Origin of the sequence: Paraprevotella clara YIT 11840, assembly GCF_000233955.1 — a bacterium.
Classification (GTDB): domain Bacteria; phylum Bacteroidota; class Bacteroidia; order Bacteroidales; family Bacteroidaceae; genus Paraprevotella; species Paraprevotella clara.
Genome location: NZ_JH376605.1, coordinates 67214 through 85720, shown reverse-complemented (window position 1 = coordinate 85720; position 18507 = coordinate 67214). Strand labels below are relative to the sequence as shown.

17 protein-coding genes are annotated in these 18507 nt (G+C 45.2%); 14 read left to right on the top strand and 3 right to left on the bottom strand.

What is annotated here, in order from left to right; translation table 11 throughout:
• Window positions 1-2: 2 nt before the first annotated feature.
• Window positions 3-1355 carry a glycoside hydrolase family 57 protein gene (locus HMPREF9441_RS10520; protein WP_008620945.1) on the top strand — a complete coding sequence of 451 codons (1353 nt, stop codon included), beginning with the start codon at window positions 3-5 and terminating at the stop codon, window positions 1353-1355.
• Window positions 1356-1780: 425 nt separating this feature from the next.
• On the opposite strand, the gene HMPREF9441_RS10515 is transcribed toward HMPREF9441_RS10520, so the two are convergent.
• Both HMPREF9441_RS10515 and HMPREF9441_RS10510 read right to left on the bottom strand, forming a co-directional pair.
• Complete coding sequence (locus HMPREF9441_RS10515; RefSeq protein WP_008620942.1) at window positions 1781-3190, bottom strand: DUF4270 domain-containing protein; 1410 nt, start codon at window positions 3188-3190, stop codon at window positions 1781-1783.
• 24 nt (window positions 3191-3214) lie between these two features.
• Window positions 3215-4039, bottom strand: coding sequence for a glycogen/starch synthase (locus HMPREF9441_RS10510; protein WP_172634938.1), 825 nt, complete (start codon window positions 4037-4039; stop codon window positions 3215-3217).
• Window positions 4040-4227: 188 nt separating this feature from the next.
• Between HMPREF9441_RS10510 and panC the strand changes: the two genes are divergently transcribed.
• The 13 genes from panC to HMPREF9441_RS10440 all read left to right on the top strand — a co-directional run bounded on the left by panC (window position 4228) and on the right by HMPREF9441_RS10440 (window position 16304).
• On the top strand, window positions 4228-5079 hold the full coding sequence (gene panC, locus HMPREF9441_RS10505) for a pantoate--beta-alanine ligase (protein ID WP_008620940.1): 852 nt from the start codon (window positions 4228-4230) through the stop codon (window positions 5077-5079).
• Between the two features lie 18 nt (window positions 5080-5097).
• Complete coding sequence (gene panD, locus HMPREF9441_RS10500; protein ID WP_008620938.1) at window positions 5098-5451, top strand: aspartate 1-decarboxylase; 354 nt, start codon at window positions 5098-5100, stop codon at window positions 5449-5451.
• A gap of 350 nt (window positions 5452-5801) precedes the next feature.
• A complete protein-coding gene (locus HMPREF9441_RS10495; RefSeq protein ID WP_336495118.1) occupies window positions 5802-6665 on the top strand; it encodes a nitroreductase family protein in 864 nt (287 codons plus the stop codon).
• Window positions 6666-6676: 11 nt separating this feature from the next.
• Entirely contained in the window at window positions 6677-7120 is a 444-nt protein-coding gene (locus HMPREF9441_RS10490; protein ID WP_244949733.1) for a DUF2867 domain-containing protein, read from the top strand.
• Between the two features lie 834 nt (window positions 7121-7954).
• Window positions 7955-8773 (top strand): helix-turn-helix domain-containing protein, encoded by an 819-nt coding sequence (locus HMPREF9441_RS10480; protein WP_008620930.1) that lies wholly within the window; start codon window positions 7955-7957, stop codon window positions 8771-8773.
• A gap of 79 nt (window positions 8774-8852) precedes the next feature.
• A complete protein-coding gene (locus HMPREF9441_RS10475; protein ID WP_039865174.1) occupies window positions 8853-9473 on the top strand; it encodes a CatA-like O-acetyltransferase, family 2 in 621 nt (206 codons plus the stop codon).
• Window positions 9474-9674: 201 nt separating this feature from the next.
• Window positions 9675-11012 carry an MATE family efflux transporter gene (locus tag HMPREF9441_RS10470; RefSeq protein WP_008620927.1) on the top strand — a complete coding sequence of 446 codons (1338 nt, stop codon included), beginning with the start codon at window positions 9675-9677 and terminating at the stop codon, window positions 11010-11012.
• A 12-nt stretch (window positions 11013-11024) separates the two neighbouring features.
• Window positions 11025-11660 carry a CatB-related O-acetyltransferase gene (locus tag HMPREF9441_RS10465; RefSeq protein ID WP_008620926.1) on the top strand — a complete coding sequence of 212 codons (636 nt, stop codon included), beginning with the start codon at window positions 11025-11027 and terminating at the stop codon, window positions 11658-11660.
• Window positions 11661-11662: 2 nt separating this feature from the next.
• Window positions 11663-12508 (top strand): RteC domain-containing protein, encoded by an 846-nt coding sequence (locus tag HMPREF9441_RS10460; protein WP_008620925.1) that lies wholly within the window; start codon window positions 11663-11665, stop codon window positions 12506-12508.
• A gap of 216 nt (window positions 12509-12724) precedes the next feature.
• Window positions 12725-13084 carry a helix-turn-helix domain-containing protein gene (locus HMPREF9441_RS10455; protein WP_008620924.1) on the top strand — a complete coding sequence of 120 codons (360 nt, stop codon included), beginning with the start codon at window positions 12725-12727 and terminating at the stop codon, window positions 13082-13084.
• The gene (locus HMPREF9441_RS10450) at window positions 13047-15098 is read left to right on the top strand and encodes a bifunctional DNA primase/helicase (RefSeq protein WP_008620923.1); all 2052 of its coding nucleotides are present in this window, start codon (window positions 13047-13049) and stop codon (window positions 15096-15098) included. The genes HMPREF9441_RS10455 and HMPREF9441_RS10450 overlap by 38 nt, the downstream gene beginning before the upstream one ends.
• A 12-nt stretch (window positions 15099-15110) precedes the next feature.
• Window positions 15111-15389 (top strand): helix-turn-helix domain-containing protein, encoded by a 279-nt coding sequence (locus tag HMPREF9441_RS10445; protein ID WP_007845607.1) that lies wholly within the window; start codon window positions 15111-15113, stop codon window positions 15387-15389.
• Between the two features lie 396 nt (window positions 15390-15785).
• Window positions 15786-16304: a dihydrofolate reductase family protein gene (locus HMPREF9441_RS10440; protein WP_008620914.1), complete on the top strand. Its 519-nt coding sequence runs from the start codon at window positions 15786-15788 to the stop codon at window positions 16302-16304.
• 114 nt (window positions 16305-16418) lie between these two features.
• Here HMPREF9441_RS10440 and HMPREF9441_RS10435 read toward each other — a convergent pair whose 3' ends face one another.
• Entirely contained in the window at window positions 16419-18506 is a 2088-nt protein-coding gene (locus HMPREF9441_RS10435; protein WP_008620900.1) for a type IA DNA topoisomerase, read from the bottom strand.
• Between the last annotated feature and the right edge of the window lies 1 nt (window position 18507).

Sequence of the window (18507 nt, the reverse complement as noted above, 5' to 3'; positions counted from 1 at the left end):
ACATGAAAACGATATGCCTTTATTTCGAAATTCATCAAAATATACATTTGAAACGTTATCGCTTCTTTGATATCGGTACGGACCATTATTATTACGATGACTATGAGAACGAGTGCAGTATTACCAATACGGTCGAGCATTCCTATCTGCCGGCTCTTCAGACCCTCCTCCAGATGATTAAGGAGAATCCCGGTTTCTTCAAAGTGGCTTTTTCCATTTCAGGTTGCGCCATTGAGTTGTTGGAGAATTGTGCGCCGGCGGTGATAGAGTTGTTGCAGGAACTGAACGAAACGGGATGTGTGGAGTTCTTGGCGGAACCTTATTCCCACGGCTTGTCTTCCCTGGCCAATGAGGAAAGTTTCCGGGAGGAGACTTTGAGAATGTCACGCAAGATCAAGGAACTTTTCGGCAAGTCTCCTAAAGTATTCCGCAATTCTTCCTTGATATATTCCGACGATATCGGGAGCACGGTGGCTTCTATGGGATTCAAAGGAGTATTGACGGAAGGAGCCAAGCATATCTTAGGCTGGAAGAGCCCGCATTTTGTATATCATTGTGCGCAAAACCCGAACCTGAAACTTCTTTTGCGGGATTATAAATTGTCGGACGATATATCCTTGCGTTTCAGCAATTCCACTTGGAGCGAATATCCGTTGTTTGCCGACACCTATATGGATTGGATAGCAGCAGTACCGGAAGAGGAGCAAGTGATTAATATCTTCATGGAGTTGTGCGCATTGGGTATGTTCCAGCCGCTTTCGTCCAATATACTGGAGTTCCTCAAGGCTCTGCCGGCTTGTGCCAAAGCCCGTGGAATCTCTTTCTCGACCCCGTCGGAAGTGATAGACCATCATAAGTCGGTGGATGCGCTTGAAGTACCTTATCCAATGTCGTGGGTTGATGAGGAGCGCGATATCAGTTGCTGGTTGGGAAATGGCATGCAGCGCGAGGCCTTCAACAAGCTGTATAGCGTGGCCGACCGCGTGCGCATTTGTAACGACCGCCGTATCAAACAGGACTGGGATTATCTGCAAGCCACCAACAATTTCCGTTTTATGACTACGAAATCCAGTAGCTGGAACATGTATCGCGGAATTTATGATTCTCCCTACGATGCCTTTACGAACTATATGAATATCCTCGGTGATTTCATTAACAGGGTGAATGGCATGTATCCTCGCGATATAGACAACGAAGAGTTGAATTCACTGCTTACGCTGATTAAGAACCAGGGAGAAGAATTGGAGGTGAAGGACAAAGAGATTGCACGTTTGAATGCCCGTATGAAGAAGTTGGTTCCCGAGGAAGGCGAACCTAAGAAAGTTTCTACGCGCAAGTCTTCCGCTAAAAAATAGTGTTTGCGTGAGCTTCCCCAGGGATACCGAATCCGGGGAAGGGTAAAGGCATGAAGGCCAACTTGCTGTGAAAAGGGGCAAGTTGGCCTTTTCCGTGTATGTCGGGGATGGTGTTCCGTTTATCCCAAACGTGGAAGGCTGGAGCCTTTTTGTCAAAATATAGTTTTTTTATAACTATTTGGATTATAGTGTAGTTACATTCTCCTGAGATTCGTATTCCGTTCTCCTGAGATTTGAAAATCGTTTGGCTGAGATTGGTTTGCCGTTTGGCGCAGGATGATTTTTGGGCATGCCCGTGTCTGTTTTTCCGAAAAGGGTGGGGGTAAAGAGGGTGTGGGAGAAGATAAAAAGAACAGGCGGAAGGCTTATTACCTTTCCGCCTGTTCTTTTTATATCTTGCCAGAAGTCTGACAAATAGGTCTGTGTCAATTGAATGTGCTGTAAATCACCTGGATTTTGAGCTTGTCCGTCGCGCCGCCCACCAGCTTTGCGCTTCCCAGTCCCATGTCATGCGTTACGCTGACGATATTGTTACTGTTGTCCCGGTTGGTTTCAACAGGAATGAGTACCACTTTGTTCCAGTCCTGATGCTGCTGTTCCCAAGCCTCCGGTGTGATGCCGGCTTTGGCAGACTCTTCGTTCCTCTCTCTCTTACAGTATGATACCAAGTTGCTGATGTTGGAGAAAGTATAAGTATTATAACTGCTGTTGAAAGATGTGACGTAGGATGTTTTCTCGTCCGGCACTTTCCCTTCTTCAAAGAACGTGTACATGTCTTGCTTGCGCACCAACAACAGGGTCTGGGGAACCTCGAAGGCCGATTCCTGGTTTGCGGCATTATAGCGATACAAGGAGAATTGAGCCTGACTGATGCTGTCGTTGAGGTGTTCTTGGTAGATTTCGTTTACGGGAAGTGTGATTTCCGTAAACACTCCGGCGGGAGTTTTCAAGTAAGTGCATTGGGTGTCATGTTCTATCAATTCGGCCAGACCATCATTTTCCACGTAAGTATTCTGCAAGACTTCGGGAGTAGCTGCAAAACGGCTCATACCCACGTAAACCGTGTCTTTTTCAGCGTCTTTATACCTGAAATAGAGATTCATGGCTCCTACTCTCATCTTAACCATCGTACCGTCCCCGTCCGTCAGTTTGAAATAAAAGCCGGGGCATACGTGGTGTATGAAATTATATGAATTCTTGAAAAAGTCTTTGTTCTCGTAGTATTTCTTTATGATGAATGTACCGTATTCTTTAGGCAGCACGATACGTATGTTCGGAGTGTATGAGCTGCTTTCCAGATAGTCGTCCGACAACGTGAAATCCTTTGTCGTGAAGACCTTTCGCGTAATGGGACCCGTTGCGTGACGGTTGATATACCGGCTGAAATCGGCATTGCTGTAATACGTAGTGTCCTCGCGCACGACGTTTGCAGTGTCCAGTTCATATACATCGACCTTCATCGGATTATTCTCGTCTCCATAATACTTTTCATAGTATAATCTTATTTCAATGGAGTCCGCCTCGATTTCTCCTTGCTCGTTCTTGACCATCAGGTCGTAAGCAGGGAATTCATAGTTTTCCAACGTGCTGAACTGGGCCAGAAATTCGGCTTTGATTTGCATGTTCGTTTCCGGGTCGGTCATACGTCCCAGATAGGAACTGTTGCTATTGCTTAAAACGGAATCAGCCAATAGTGACTGTGTACTTGCTTCATACACCGAAGTGGAAGCGTTGATGTTATCGGAATCCGTGAAAATACCGATGGTATCGGTCGTGTCGTCACAAGCCACGCTGCATAATCCGATCAACGTGATGAATGAAGTTTTGAATTTCATGTTTGCGGAGGATGATAAATGTTTTTAGTCTTCGCTCTTGCCCTGGCTCCATACTTTGTCGTAGAAGTCGGCAAAAGCATCGGCATCGGCAGCACTGACGTTTTCCAACACCGGAATCTGTTTGCTTTGTGCGTATTCGGCAAAGGCTTGGAACTTGTCCGTATCGGGTACGGTCAGTCCGTCGGAATAATTGATGGCTAATTTGTTCAATTCGTCGTATGTCACTTCCGGGCTGAAATCCTCGAGAACAGATGCGTTCACGTCCCTGAACGTTATGCAATTGCCGAAGTTCGTGCCCATCGACTGTTTCAAGCCCTCGGAAGACATGGAATATACGATTTTGCTGTCGCGGAATGAAGGCTCTTCTTTATAGGCGGTCTTGACATAGAGGGGAACCAAAGCCGACATCCATCCCTGGCAGTGGATGACGTCCGGAACCCACCGAAGTTTCTTTACAGTCTCCAATACGCCCCGCGCATAGAATATGGCCCGTTCGCTGTTGTCCTCATATTCGTTGCCATTTTCGTCGAGAGCCATCAGGCGTTTCAGGAAGTAATCGTCGTTGTCTATGAAATATACTTGCATCCGGGCGGCCTGAATCGAAGCTACCTTGATGATGAGCGGATGGTCGGTATCGTCTATGATTAAATTCATGCCGGAAAGACGAATCACTTCGTGGAGCTGGTTGCGACGTTCGTTGATATTTCCCCATTTGGGCATAAATGTTCTGATTTCTCGTCCTTTTTCCTGTATTTCCTGAGGAAGTTCTCTACCCATAGCAGCCAGTTCCGAATCGGGAACATAAGGCGTCATTTCTTGAGTAATGAATAGTATTTTCTTTGCCTTCATTGTCATGTTCACTTTTTCCTTGGCACAAAGATACGAAAAAAGTTTGGCATTATTGCCTTTTTCAAGGGAATAGAGCTTAATTCTTTCATTAATTTCACGTATTTATTTGGCTAATGTTTTTGCTATGTGGTATTTTATATGTTATTTTGCAGAGTTTTTTAGGGAATGCAGTTTAAAATCAACCACAAATGAAGTTAATTCATACAATTGAAGATTTGCAACGCAACTTGACAGAGGCGCGTGCAAAGGGTGAAAAGATTGGATTGGTGCCTACGATGGGTGCATTGCATGAGGGCCACGCTTCCTTGGTGAGACGTTGTGTAGCAGAAAATGATGTGACCGTAGTGAGTGTGTTTTTGAATCCTACGCAGTTTAATGATAAAAAAGATTTAGAGAAATATCCTCGGACGTTGGATGCGGATTGCGCTTTACTGGAAAGCGTGGGGGCTGATTTCGTCTTCGCACCGTCTGTGGAAGAGATGTATCCGGAACCGGATAGCAGGAAATTCAGCTATCCGCCGGTGGATACGGTGATGGAAGGGGCTTTCCGTCCCGGACATTTCAATGGCGTGTGCCAGATTGTGAGCAAATTGTTTGCCGTCGTGGAACCTGACCGTGCTTATTTCGGGGAGAAGGATTTCCAACAAATTGCCGTGATTCGTGCCATGGTCGAAGATTTGCATCTGAAGGTAGAGATAGTGCCTTGTCCGGTTGTCCGTGAAAAAAGTGGTCTGGCCATGAGTAGCCGTAACACCTTATTGACGGATGGGGAGAAGGCCGTAGCGGCCCATATCTTCGGCATTCTTTCTAAAAGCAAGAATTTTGCCACGAACCATACCTTGAAAGAGACCCGGCAATATGTGGTGGATTCGTTGAATGCCATAGTGGGACTGGAAGTGCAATATTTTGCCATAGTGGATGGCGGGTCTTTGCAGGAACTGGACAGTTGGTCGGATTCGGATGACATCGTAGGGTGTATCACCGTTTTCTGTGGAAGCCAGCCTATTCGTTTGATAGATCACGTTAGATATAAAGAATAAGATTAAAAGCAAAAGGGTATGATGATCCAAGTGCTGAAGTCGAAGTTGCACTGTGTGCGTGTGACGGAGGCTAATTTGAATTATATGGGGAGTATCACTATTGATGAGGACTTGATGGATGCGGCTAATTTGATTGCGGGAGAAAAGGTCCAGATTGTGAACAACAACAATGGTGAGCGTTTGGAAACCTATATTATAAAAGGTGAACGCGGTTCGGGGTGTATTTGCCTGAACGGCGCGGCTGCCCGTAAAGTGCAGGTAGGAGACATTTGTATTATCATCTCATACGCCATGATGGATTTTGAAGAAGCCAAGACGTTTACTCCTACTGTCGTTTTTCCGGATTCTGCGACTAACCGCTTGGTGCGTTAAGGATTTGCGATAGGGGAGGGCGTGCATTTGTGGAGTGCCGCCATCGTTCTTATATAATTGTTCCGGCCGACTGTGTCCGTAAAGAGACGGTCGGCCGGTTTCTTGTTTGTTTCAGGGTGTTCCGCATTGTTGTGAGACCGTCTTTTTATAGTTCTCTTGGGGCTTTCTACACCTTATTAATATAAGTGAAATGGGAATCCTTTCTTCTTATTTTTCCTATCTTTGTGAACGGATACAAAATATTAGTCAAGGGTTTGCCATGTGGTTGTCGAAGACGGCACGGGGATCTTCGACATTATTCTATTTAGATAATTATGAATCGAATGACATTACAAAATACTTGAATCATCATGCACTCTATGCAATTTAATATCCGAATTTCTTCTAATTGTATCAACTGCATCCGATGCGTTGCAGTCTGTCCTTCTCATGTATTGGTGAGGAACAGTGCAAACCGGATGGTTGAAGTAGGTTCGCTCGGTCGGTGTATCGGTTGCGGACAGTGTGCTGCTGTTTGTCCGACACACGCTTTGCACCATTCCGCCTATCCGACGGAGAAGATACATCCGTTCAAAACGGAAGATTGTCCGACAAGTGAACAGTTCCTGCTGTTATGCAAGAAAAGGAGGTCGAACCGGACGTTTTCCGGTCAGCCCGTTCCCAAAGAATGTTTGCAGAAAATTATGGAGGCCGGAAGCTATGCACCTACAGCCCATAATGCACAAGATGTATGTTACAAGGTGATAAACTCCGCATCGCAGTTGCAAATCCTTAGCCGTTTCGTGGCGGACACTTACAAACACATCATTCATATATTGCAAAATCCTCTGTTGAAACCTTTCCTGCGCCGGTTTCGTCCGCAGTATTATGACAATCTGCCATCCATGCTGAATGTTGTAGCTGAGTACGACAAAGGAAATGACATTATTCTCCGGAAAGCCAGAACGGTAATCCTCATCTGTACCGACCAAAGGGATTTTTTCGGAGCGACCAACGCTGATTTGGCTTATCAGAATATGTCTCTGATGGCTGAGACCTTAGGAGTAAGCCAATTCTACGCAGGTTTCCTTTGTTCTGCCATCAGATTGAAAAAGGGAGGTTTGGAACAACTCCTTGGCATTAAGGGGAAGATTCATGCGGCTATGGCATTGGGAATTCCTAAAGTTAAGTTCAACAACTACGTGGAAAGACCTCTCCGGTTTGAATTTATTTAATGGTATGCAAAATGGAAGCCGACTATACTGACACTTATACGACAGTCCTTCGAAATACTAGCAGGATGACTGCCAAAGATTTATTTCGGATGATGTTTGTTTATTATCCTAAGCCCGTTCAATACCTGCTCAGGTTTCGTGACTGGCTGGTAAAGCCTTTCGGACTTCAAGGAGGAGATGGGTTTACAGATTTGATAAAGGAGAAAGACGAAGGAAAAGTCACTTTCGGAAAGTCCGATAAGCATCTGGAGTTTCAGGTATTGTTGCAATGTGATATACCCGATGCTCCGACGCAGTGCCAATCCATTCGGATGACAACCGTTGTCAAGTATCACAATTTGTTAGGTAAAGTCTATTTCTTTTTCATCCGTCCTTTTCATGCTTTGATTTGCAAATGGCTTCTGAAACGGGCGGCAAGAAATTGGGAGAAAGAAAACACTCATATTGTAAAATGAGATTATGAGTGTCAAGAATTTACTGATTCGGAAAGCAACCGAGGATGGCCGTTACAGTGTCGCTTTCTGTTGGAAATTCCAGTGTAAGATGCTCTTTGGTTTTAGGAAGCATCTTACACTGGATTTTCCAACGGTCAAACGGAGCATGATTCCCGACTTGCCTTCTTTGTTTACTTGATTCTTCCGAATGTAGAAAAGAATCTTGAATGTACTCTTGCTCATAATACCTCTTTTTTTGCCTCTTTGCCGAGGGTGAAAACTTTTAGCGGCAAAGAGATAATTAATAATTGGGTTGTGAGCAGACACATTGAAGACAACAAACGACAAATCAAAGACTTACCATAAAAATCGTTACTAAAATCAATCGTCCGTTTTCAGTAACGATTTAGTAACGGTACTCTGTTCAAACGGTTTTTTTTGTGTCTTTCGGGTGTCCGAGAAGAGAAATAAAAAATCCCGTAAAACCTTGATTTTACGGGATTTGTCATACTTTGACCCCTTTTTGTCTTCGGGGTTCTGCGGAGAGACAGGGTTATGAACCTACTCCCCAATATCCTTGAAATTCAATTCTTTATCATCATGTCAAAGCCTTAGGGGGTACAACTTAGGTTACAAGAATAACGCTTTTCTGTCACCTTTTGGCTGTTCGTTGTCTGCCTAAAACTACGGTTCAAAGATACGGCTTTCTTTTGAATTATACAAATCATTGAAAATAAATCTTCTGCGGTTAGTGCAAGGTGCAAGCTATATATAAAGATATATACTTGCACCTTGCACTAAAGAAATCCCATCTTGTAATAACCATGATACCAATAAAATAAGTATCTTTGTAAAATGATTCAAGAGGAGTTCAATTTTTACAAACCTTGTAAGTTGTTACAACCTTACGTTAGGTATTATTGGGTATTCAAAAGTAACCAACGACTGAATACCCTGACTTTTCCTATTGGCTGCCCTCAAATCATCTTTCATAAGCAAGCACCACTATATATACCCGAACTGAACAGGATACAAGACAGGTTGACTATCAGCGGGCAAGTTAATTTTTCATCACATCTGTATGCTGATGAAAATATCGAAATGGTAGTGGTCGTATTTCAACCTCATGCCATGAGTACATTCTTGAATGTACCGACATCACTCTTTTATAATCAGGAAGTTTCAGGTTACGACATTGAAAGCACGAATTTGAATGAACTGGCTGCACGGATATTCGATTGCGAAGATAACAACCGTTGTATAAATCATATAGAAGAATGGCTGTTGTCACAAATTGCAGATACATTATCTGATGCGACATACAAGACTAAAAGAATTACTGCGGCAGTAAAACAAATATGTATTGCTCCTGCGACACCCGTAGCCGAACTATCCTCTATCGCCTGCCTAAGTAAAAAGCAATTTGAGCGACTATTCAATTCATTGGTAGGTATCAATCCCAAAGAATACACTCGTATTGTTCGTTTTCAAAAAGCACTGGAACAAATGCAGCACCAATCGGGCGAAATCAACCAAGCGCAAATAGCTTACGCAAGTGGTTATGCAGACCAATCACACTTTATACGGGAGTTCAAGAAGTTCAGCGGATATACGCCCACATCTTTATTGAAAGTGTCAAATCCTTATTCTGATTTGTTCACCAGCCCTGTATAAATGTCTCTTTTGTTCTATCCGGGTTCAAATGCTTCCCCTACTTTTGCTGCCTAATTCATTAAATGAAAATAGCATAAGTATGAAAGAAGTAAATCCCAAAGAAACCAGCCGGGCATACGCCTTTGAAATGTGGATGAATGCACCTATGCCAATGGTGACGTTCTTGAAAACACTCAATGTGTCACGTCTTGTAAGAATCAGCCGAAAAACAGGAATGAAATTCAATATGCTGATGTGCTATTGTATCGGCAAGGCAGCAAGCGGTGTGAAAGAATTTTATATGCTCCCCGTGGGCGACAAGCTGATGCAATATGGCAGCACAGCAGTAAATACCATTGTCGCCAACAAAGAGGGTGAAGTAAGTTCGTGCGACATTCCTTTCAATGATGATTTAGACCTGTTCAACAAACATTATCTGCAACTTACCCGACAAGTCGCCGAAAGCTGCACGAACCATGACCTGACGGAAAGTATGGTTATCGGCACTTCCGCATTGGCGCAATACGAAATAGACGGGGCGATAGGTATGTATAGCGGAATCTTCAACAATCCGTTTCTCATTTGGGGCAAGTACAAACGCCACCTGCTGAAAACGACACTAACCGTTTCTTTCCAGTTCCACCATACGCAAATGGACGGGGCACACGCTTCCCACTTTTTGGACGGGGTACAGAAAGAAATTGATACTTTGAGAATATAAGTTCAGGGAAAAACGCTATCTTTGCAGAACTAACAGAAAAATAAATAGTTGTTCAACAATATGAAATGGCAGTTGTGCATATAGCTACGCTCAACGAATAGCACCCTCAATTAACGCTATTCAGCAATAGACAGGCTTATCGTTTAAGTTTGCCTGTTATTGTTTTGTCATTGTCCCTTATTACAAATCTATAAAATTGTTATGCTGCTTGAAGTGGCATGGCTCATTGTATCATATTGGTTTGAACAAATGAATTATACCTATAAAAATATATGGCTCATCGCTTTTCCCGTGATGATGAGCATTCTAATCGAACAACTGATAAACATCACCGATGCCTTGTTCTTGGGGCATGTGGGTGATGTGGAACTGGGTGCATCTGCCCTTGCAGGAATATGGTTCTTGGCTATTTATATGCTCGGCTTCGGGTTTAGTTTGGGACTGCAAGTGATAATTGCCCGCCGTAACGGGGAACAGCGGTATTCGGAAACAGGGAAGGCTTTCTTTCAAGGTTTGTCCTTTTTGTTGTCGCTGGCGGCTGTTCTTTGCCTGTTGTCCCAAACACTTTCCCCTATTTTCTTGAAACATCTGATTATTTCGGATAATGTCTATAATGCGGTTATCCGTTATTTGGACGGACGCATTTGGGGACTGTTTTTCTCTTTCCCGTTTCTTGCCTTACGTGCATTCTTGGTAGGCATCACGCAGACAAAAGCCCTGAACATGGCGGCTTTTACTGCCGTGCTGGTAAATATCCCTATGAACTGGCTTCTGATATTCGGTTTCGACATGGGTATATCAGGGGCAGCTATTGCATCTTCTTTTGCTGAATTGTGTTCGCTAATCGTTTTGACCATCTATGTGTTTCGACACATTAACAGACATCTGTATGGTTTACATTGGAGTATAGATATAACCGTATTGAAAGAAGTCTTTTCTATCTCGGTGTGGAGCATGTTTCAATTCTTTATGAGTGTAGCCATTTGGTTTCTGTTCTTTTTGGCTATCGAGCGTTTAGGGGAAACGGAATTGGCGGTGTCGAATATTATAAGAAGCGTTTCTGCCTTGTTCTCCGTCATTGTCAATGCTCTATCGGGTGTTACCGGTTCTTTGGTCAGTAACCTGATTGGAGCGGGTGAAAAGAGAAATGTTTTTCCGCTTTGTCACCGGATTATTCGTTTGGGATATGCGGCAGGTGTTCCGCTGATACTCCTTGCCTTGTTGTTCCACCAATTCATTATTGGGGCTTACACGGGAAATCCGACAATCGTACAAGCTGCATGGCTACCTTTTGCGGTCATGCTATTGGATTACTTCTTTGCGCTGCCCGGCTATGTCTATCTGAATGCCGTAACCGGAACGGGAGCGACACGGACTGTATTCGTCTTTCAAGTGACGACTACGATTGCCTATCTGTTCTGTTTATGGGGACTAAGCCGTTGCAATGTCCCATTGGCAGCTTATTGGGCAGTAGAATACCTGTTCGTGATATTGCTTGGTGTACAATCCGTTTTTTATCTGAAATACAAACAATACTAAAAGCAGAAAATTATGATGAATAAAATATATCCTCGTAGTGGCGATACGCAAACCGTATATCTAAACGCAGTAGTGAAAGACCCGTCCATTGAAATTGGCGACTATACCATTTACAACGATTTTGTTTCAGACCCTTGCCTGTTTGAGCAAAACAATGTGTTGTATCACTATCCGATTAATCACGAGCGGCTGATAATCGGAAAGTTTTGTTCGATTGCCTGTGGAGCAAAGTTTCTGTTCAACTGCGCCAACCATACCCTGAAATCCCTGTCCACTTATACATTCCCGCTGTTTTATGAAGATTGGGAATTGAATAAAGCTGATGTGGCTTCAGCTTGGGACAACAAAGGTGACATCGTGATAGGCAATGACGTGTGGATAGGGTATGAAGCCGTAATTATGGCTGGTGTCCATATCGGTGACGGGGCTATTGTTGGCACAAGGGCGGTTGTGACGAAAGATGTGCCGCCTTATACCATTGTGGGCGGTGTCCCTGCTAAAGAGATACGAAAGCGGTTCAGTGCTGATATGATAGAACAGATACAGGCTTTGAAATGGTGGAACTGGTCAGTAGATAAGCTACGGGAGTTTTTGCCTTATCTAATGAATGGCGATTTAGAAAAAGTAGCGGCAATGAAAAATAGGTAGCCATGAGAACAATAGCGGAAGAAATATTGTCCCGGATAAATGCTGAAATAGAATTGCTCAATTATGACAATGATATTACTGTTGATGATGCTTTGCACATGGTAAAGTTCATCACTCCGCTATACAGCCAATTAAGAAAGCTTGTATCAGACTATGTATTTCCGACAAATGAAGAAGAAATACGCTTTTTCAAGGAAATCAAACCTAATATTCTCGACAAGTATCTATATTTTAGTAAGGTCTATAATATTGAAATGAAATGCCCCATTGGTAACAATGAAATTATAAAGGAATATTTGAACCAAGAATTAGAGGAATTAACCCGTTTTTTTCGTGACAATTTGAATTTTTATCAATATTACAGGTCAAAATCCACTTATATGGATAGCCTGTATTTTGTCCGTAAGAAAGCGGATATTCAATTATTGCTTGACTGCTTCCAATATGACCGTGACCCTCTATTTTCAACCGAATACGATTATAAGGTAGCGAAGATACTATGTAATGAAATGTTGCGAATCTACTTAAACCAACGATTGGTAAAACTGGGGAATACCAATCAGGTAGAACATAACCTACAACAACTGGATAAATATATTTTCCGCTTTACTGGTAAAAAGGCATATCTTATTGAGTTGGGATATTCTCTTGTTTCTTCGGGTGACATAAATAATGGCAACGTGGAAATAAAAGAAATGATGAATTTCCTTAGTACGATATTCCATATTGATTTAGGGGATTATTATGCTTCATATATAGCCATGAAAGAGAGAAAAGACCGGACAATGTATCTGCACCACTTGATAGACTACCTTGTTAAGCGGATGAATGAGGATGATATGAAATAATTCCCTGTATTACAGAATTAAGAAGTACCATGTTTACCCCAACATGGTACTTCTTTTTTGTAAATAATCCCTTTGAGAAAACACCGTTTTTCAGAGGGATTATTTGTTATTTCATCCGATTTTCCCCTCAAAAAAAGTAATACCATGATAGGTACAACCATGACTTTTAGGTTATTTCTTCTACCGAACTTTGCGGCAAATCAATAAGTTAGCAATATGGAGATTATAACATTTGAGTCAAAAGCCTACAAGGAACTTGACAACAAGATTACCGCCATAGCAAACTACATCTTCAATCATTTGGACGAAAACAAGACCGATGAAGATGAAATTTGGGTGGACAGTTACGAAGTATGTACTTTCTTGAAAATCAGTGACCGAACCCTGCAACGCCTGCGGGCAGCAGGAATGATTTCTTACTCCGACATCAAGGGACATTACTTCTATAAGATTAAGGAAGTCAAACGAATGTTGGAAGAACGCCTGATTAAGCGTGACAAGGAGTGTATAAACGAACTGATAACCAATCACCAGCAATATGTTAAGGAAAGAAGAAATACTAAGCAGGACAAATAACGGTCTGTTCGTTTTCAAGCATTACTTACCCGGTGACTGGCGTATAGGCAGGCATTTTCTTAACCCGCTCTATCAGGACAAGAAAGCATCATGTAATATCTACTTTGACCGCCATAGCGGTATGTATAAAATGAAAGATTTCGGTAACGACAATTATAGCGGCGACTGCTTTTTCTTAGTTGGACAGTTAAAAGGATTGGACTGTAACCGGGCGGCTGACTTTGTGGAGATACTGGAAATTATCGACCGGGATTTGGGGTTGGGGCTGGGGCTGGCGGCAGGAACTCCAATAGCCATTCCAACAATGGTAAATAATCGGAATGCGGCAGACAAAACCGAAGAAACACCCGAAAAACCCGTCAAGCCCTACCAGTTCCGGGAACAGAAGTTTCCGCTTGCAGAACTGATGTATTGGCAACAATATGGTATCACGCCTGAACTATTGGAACATTACAAGGTCTGTTCCCTCCGGGAGTACGGCAGCGAAACGGCAGAGGGGAAACCATACGCCTATGTTTCATCGGTAACAGAACCCATGTATGGTTACAAGGGCAAACAGCATATCAAGCTGTACCGCCCGTTCTCCACTCCCCGCTTCCTTTATGGCGGCAGTTTCGGCGAAAACTACTGTTTCGGATTGGAACAACTGCCAGCCAAAGGTGATACGCTGTTCATCACGGGCGGCGAGAAAGACGTACTTTCTTTGGCGGCACATGGATTTCACGCTATCTGCTTCAACAGCGAAACGGTGACTGTCCCACCCACGCTGGTTTATAGGCTGACATTCCGCTTCAAGCATATTGTATTGCTCTATGATACGGATAAAACAGGCAGGGAAAGCGCACGTAAGCAGGAAAAACTATTGGAAGAATTTGGCGTGAAACGTCTGCTCCTGCCACTGCCGGGAACGAAAGAGGAAAAGGATATTTCCGACTACTTCAAAGCCGGAAACACCCGTGAAGATTTCCTGAAACTGTTTATAGAATTTTTAGACAACCTATATAGTGACACATTGATTATGCTAAAATCGTGCGAGATAGATTTCAACAACCCGCCCGCCAAAGCGCAAGTGATTATTTCGGCGGGCGATGTTCCATTGGGAACACAAGGCAACCTGTTCGGCATCACCGGGGGCGAGGGAACGGGAAAGAGCAATTATGTAGCTGCAATCGTGGCTGGCTGCATCTGTTCGGCTGATGCGGAAGTAGATACGCTGGGCATACAGATAACGACCAACGGGAAACGTAAAGCGGTCTTGCTATATGATACCGAACAATCGGAAGTACAGTTATTCAAAAATGTGGGAAACTTGCTGATAAGAGCCAAACAGCAGGACAAACCGGAAGAACTGAAAGCGTTCTGCCTGACGGGCATGTCACGCAAGGAACGCTTACACGCCATTGTGCAGAGCATGGATAAGTTCTACTACCAGTACGGCGGCATCCAGTTAGTTGTCATTGACGGCATCGCCGACCTCGTAAAGAGTGCCAACGATGAAGCGGAAAGCGTGGCGGTGATAGATGAACTCTATCGGCTGGCTGGTATCTATAACACGTGTATTCTTTGTGTGCTGCACTTCGTCCCGAATGGTTTGAAACTGCGGGGACATTTGGGTAGCGAACTGCAACGCAAGGCGGCTACTATCCTGTCGATAGAGAAAGACGATGAACCCGCCCTGTCGGTGGTAAAAGCTCTGAAAGTGCGTGACGGTAGCCCACTGGACGTACCCCTGATGCTCTTTGCATGGGACAAGGAAGCCGGGATGCACGTGTACAAAGGGGAAAAGCCTCGTGAAGAAAAGGAGAAACGCAAGGAAAAGGAGTTGGTGGGCGTTGCCCGTGACATCTTCGGGCGGCAGACACATATCACCTACATAGACCTTTGCGAACAGTTACAGCAGGTCTTGGACGTTAAGGAACGCACCGCCAAAAGCTATATCCGCTTCATGCGTGAACGGGACATCATCGTTAAAGACCCGGCAAACCAAAGTTATTTTATGATAGGTCTAATTTAATCCGACAGCACTATGTATATAGATAAAGAAAATTTCGTGGCATGGATGGAACGTATCATGGACAGGTTCGATATGCAGGAAAGAAAGATAGACCGCCTGTTAAGTGAACACAACTATCTGAACGGTGAAAAATTGCTTGACAATCAAGATTTATGCTTCATGCTGAAAGTGAGTACCAAGACCTTGCAGCGTTACCGCAAGAAAGGCATATTGCCCTATATCATGCTGGACGGAAAATATTTCTACCGGGCAAGTGACATACACAAGTTAATTCGTGAACGCACAGATTAAGTGACTACAATTTGATTGTATATACTTTCCGTTATCCTGTCGTATTATTGTAATATGGCAGGATTTCTGTTATTTACAAGGTTATTCCGGTGATTTTCGCTACTTTTGCAAAAGTAACATAAGAGAATAACGGCGATTGAACAACTCCGGTCGTGATTTCGTCTTTATATATAACATATACGTTCGCCGAACGTCCCAAAGCGAAAACTGGCACTTTTCAAAATGAGGGGATATTCAGCGCAGGATATGCTATGCTTTGTCATAGCGTGGTCTTGCCTGTTTCCTCATTTGGGTATGCCAGTACCTCGCTTTGAAGCAGTGTAAGAACCACGCTTCTTTTTTGAGATATTGGCGGACAGTTTGAAAAAGATTATCAACTGTTTAATACTTGATAGGATGAAACAAATTAAAGCGCACATCGCCGTATCTCTTGACGGACACACAGCCACCTTAGACAAGGAACTGGACTGGCTACCTCGTGAAATAAAAAATATCGTTGGCAAGCAATACTTGGAAGCGGATTGCCTGCTTATGGGGGCGAACACCTACAACTACATCTTTGAACACTGGGGCGGGTGGCCGCACAAAAGCAGGCGGTCTTTTGTGGTGTCACACTACGACACCAACGTGACACCGGACTGCGGCGTGGAGTTCCTGACCGAAGAACCGCTGCAAAGGGTCTATGAGCTGAAACAGGAAACCGACATGCTAATGGTGGGTGGCGGCAGACTGCTTACCTCGCTGATAAAAGCAGAACTATTGGATAGCCTGACTATCTACACCGTACCCGTCATGGTAGGCAAGGGCATCGGTTTCATCGGTGAAACGCTCGGCTCGCAGTGGAAGCTGTCGGAAAGCGGGGTGCTGGACAACGGGGTTATCCGTTCTACCTATCTGTTTGACGGGAGTTTGTAACAAGTAAAGAAGCATTAAAAATGCGCCCGGTTTCCCTCCGGGCGCAACCACTAAAATTTCAATTATCATAAGCGGCAAAACTTATCACAATGAAATTTCAGCGGTAAAGATAGGCTATTTCTTCGGTTTTCCTTTCTTTTCGGGGAATGAAAAGGCGACATTGAACTGCTCGTCCAGTACCAGCGAGGCATCGAAAGCCTTGCCGTTCTTGCCCTTGAAGCCCTTGATTAGTCCGGTCTTGCGTTTCGTCACCAGCTCGACAATCTGTTTGTCGGAAAGCTGCTTGTCGCACTTGTTGCGGAATATGGTAAGCGTACAGTCCACGTTGGAACATTTCGCCACTTTCGGGTAGAACAGGATGCGCCCGCTTCCGCACTTCGGGCAGGGACAGGTTTCACTGCCCGCAACAGATAATTGTACCGAAAGCAGTTCCGCCGTGATTTGCGCTGCGTACACCTCGATACCCTTTCGGAACGTGTCGGCATCCATGTTTCCCGCTTCTATCTTGGAAAGGGCGGTTTCCCACATGCCCGTCATTCCGACATCGGCAATCTTCTTGTCCTTGACTATCCTGTAAACGGCAAGCCCCTTGTCGGTTGGTACAAGGTTCTTCTTCTCACGCACGATGTACTGGCGGGTGAACAGCGTTTCGATAATCGCCGCACGGGTGGCGGGTGTACCTATCCCGGCATCTTTCAGGCTGGCTTTCAGTCCGGCATCCTCCAGTTCCTTTCCGGCGTTCTCCATTGCGGCAAGCAGGCTGCTTTCCGTGTGCAGCGGTTTCGGCTTGGTCTGCTTCTCCAGCAAGTCCACGCCGGAGAGTGGCAGACATTCGCCCTCTTGGAGTGGCGGCAGGCTGGCGGCTTCTTCATCCCCACCCGTTTCCCGCTCACCGAACACGGCACGCCACCCGGCTTCTTTCATCACCGCACCTTTCACCGTGAAGTCGGTATCTCCGGCAGACAGCACGGCGGTGGTTACGTCTTTCACGCACCTGCCCGAAAAGGCTTCCAGCATACGCCCGGCTACCAGTTCATAAACCGCCCGTTCGTCTTTGGAGAGTTCGCCGGGCAGGTTCTCGGTAACAATCAGGGCGTGGTGGTCGGTCACTTTGCCGTCATTCACGCTGCGGCGGTTCAGGGCTGCGCCGTCCAGCCCGGCGGCATACCCGGCAAAGCGGGGGTACTGCCCCAGCATGGCGACACGTTCCGGCATTTCATCGAAAACGTCCTCCGATATGTAGCGGCTCCCGGTTCGGGGGTATGACATCACTTTCTTTTCGTACAGGCTTTGCACTATGGAAAGGGTCTTGTCCGCCGAAAAGTTCAGTTTCGTGTTCGCTTCCTTTTGTAGCGTGGTAAGGTCATACAAAAGGGGCGGTTCTTGGCTGGTTTCTTTCCTTTCAACGGACTTCACCGCAAGCTGCCCGGCATCCTTTACCCGTTGCAGGGCGGCTATGGCTTCGGGCTGTTGCTCCCACTTGGCGGTAGATTGGGCGGTGAAACTTATTTCCCCGCTGGCGGTCGCCGCTTTGAGTTGCCAGAATTTGGCGGGTACGAAATTCTTGTTCTCCAAATAGCGGCTGCATATCATCACGAGCGTGGGTGTCTGCACCCTGCCCAGCGAGAATACGCCCTGTCCGGCTGCCACGCTCAACGCTTGGGTGGCGTTTATCCCTATCAGCCAGTCCGCTTCGCTGCGGGACTTGGCGGAGAGGTAGAGGTTATCGTAACGCTCGCCCGGCTGCAAGTTGTCCATCCCCTCACGGATTGCCCTGTCGGTAAGGCTGCTTATCCACAGGCGTACAAAGGGCTTGGTACAGCCTAAATAGTTATAGATGTAGCGGTGTATCAATTCGCCCTCACGCCCGGCATCTGTTGCTACAATAATCTTGTCGCACCGGTCGAATACCTCTTTAATCACTTTCAACTGTTTCAGCACGCCGGGGTCTGCCTTGTAGCCTTTCTCGGCTTTCACCTGACGGGGGATTAGCCGGAAATCGGGCGGCAGGATGGGCAGGCTCTCCCTGCGGAAGTTCGCCACGCCGTAGGCTTCCGGCATGGCAAGCTGGATTAGGTGGCCGAACGCCCATGTCACCATATACCCGTTGCCGGAAAGATAACCGTCATTACGCTGGGTCGCCCCGATGATGCGGGCGATGTCTTTTGCCACGCTGGGCTTCTCTGCTATCAGTGCAATCATA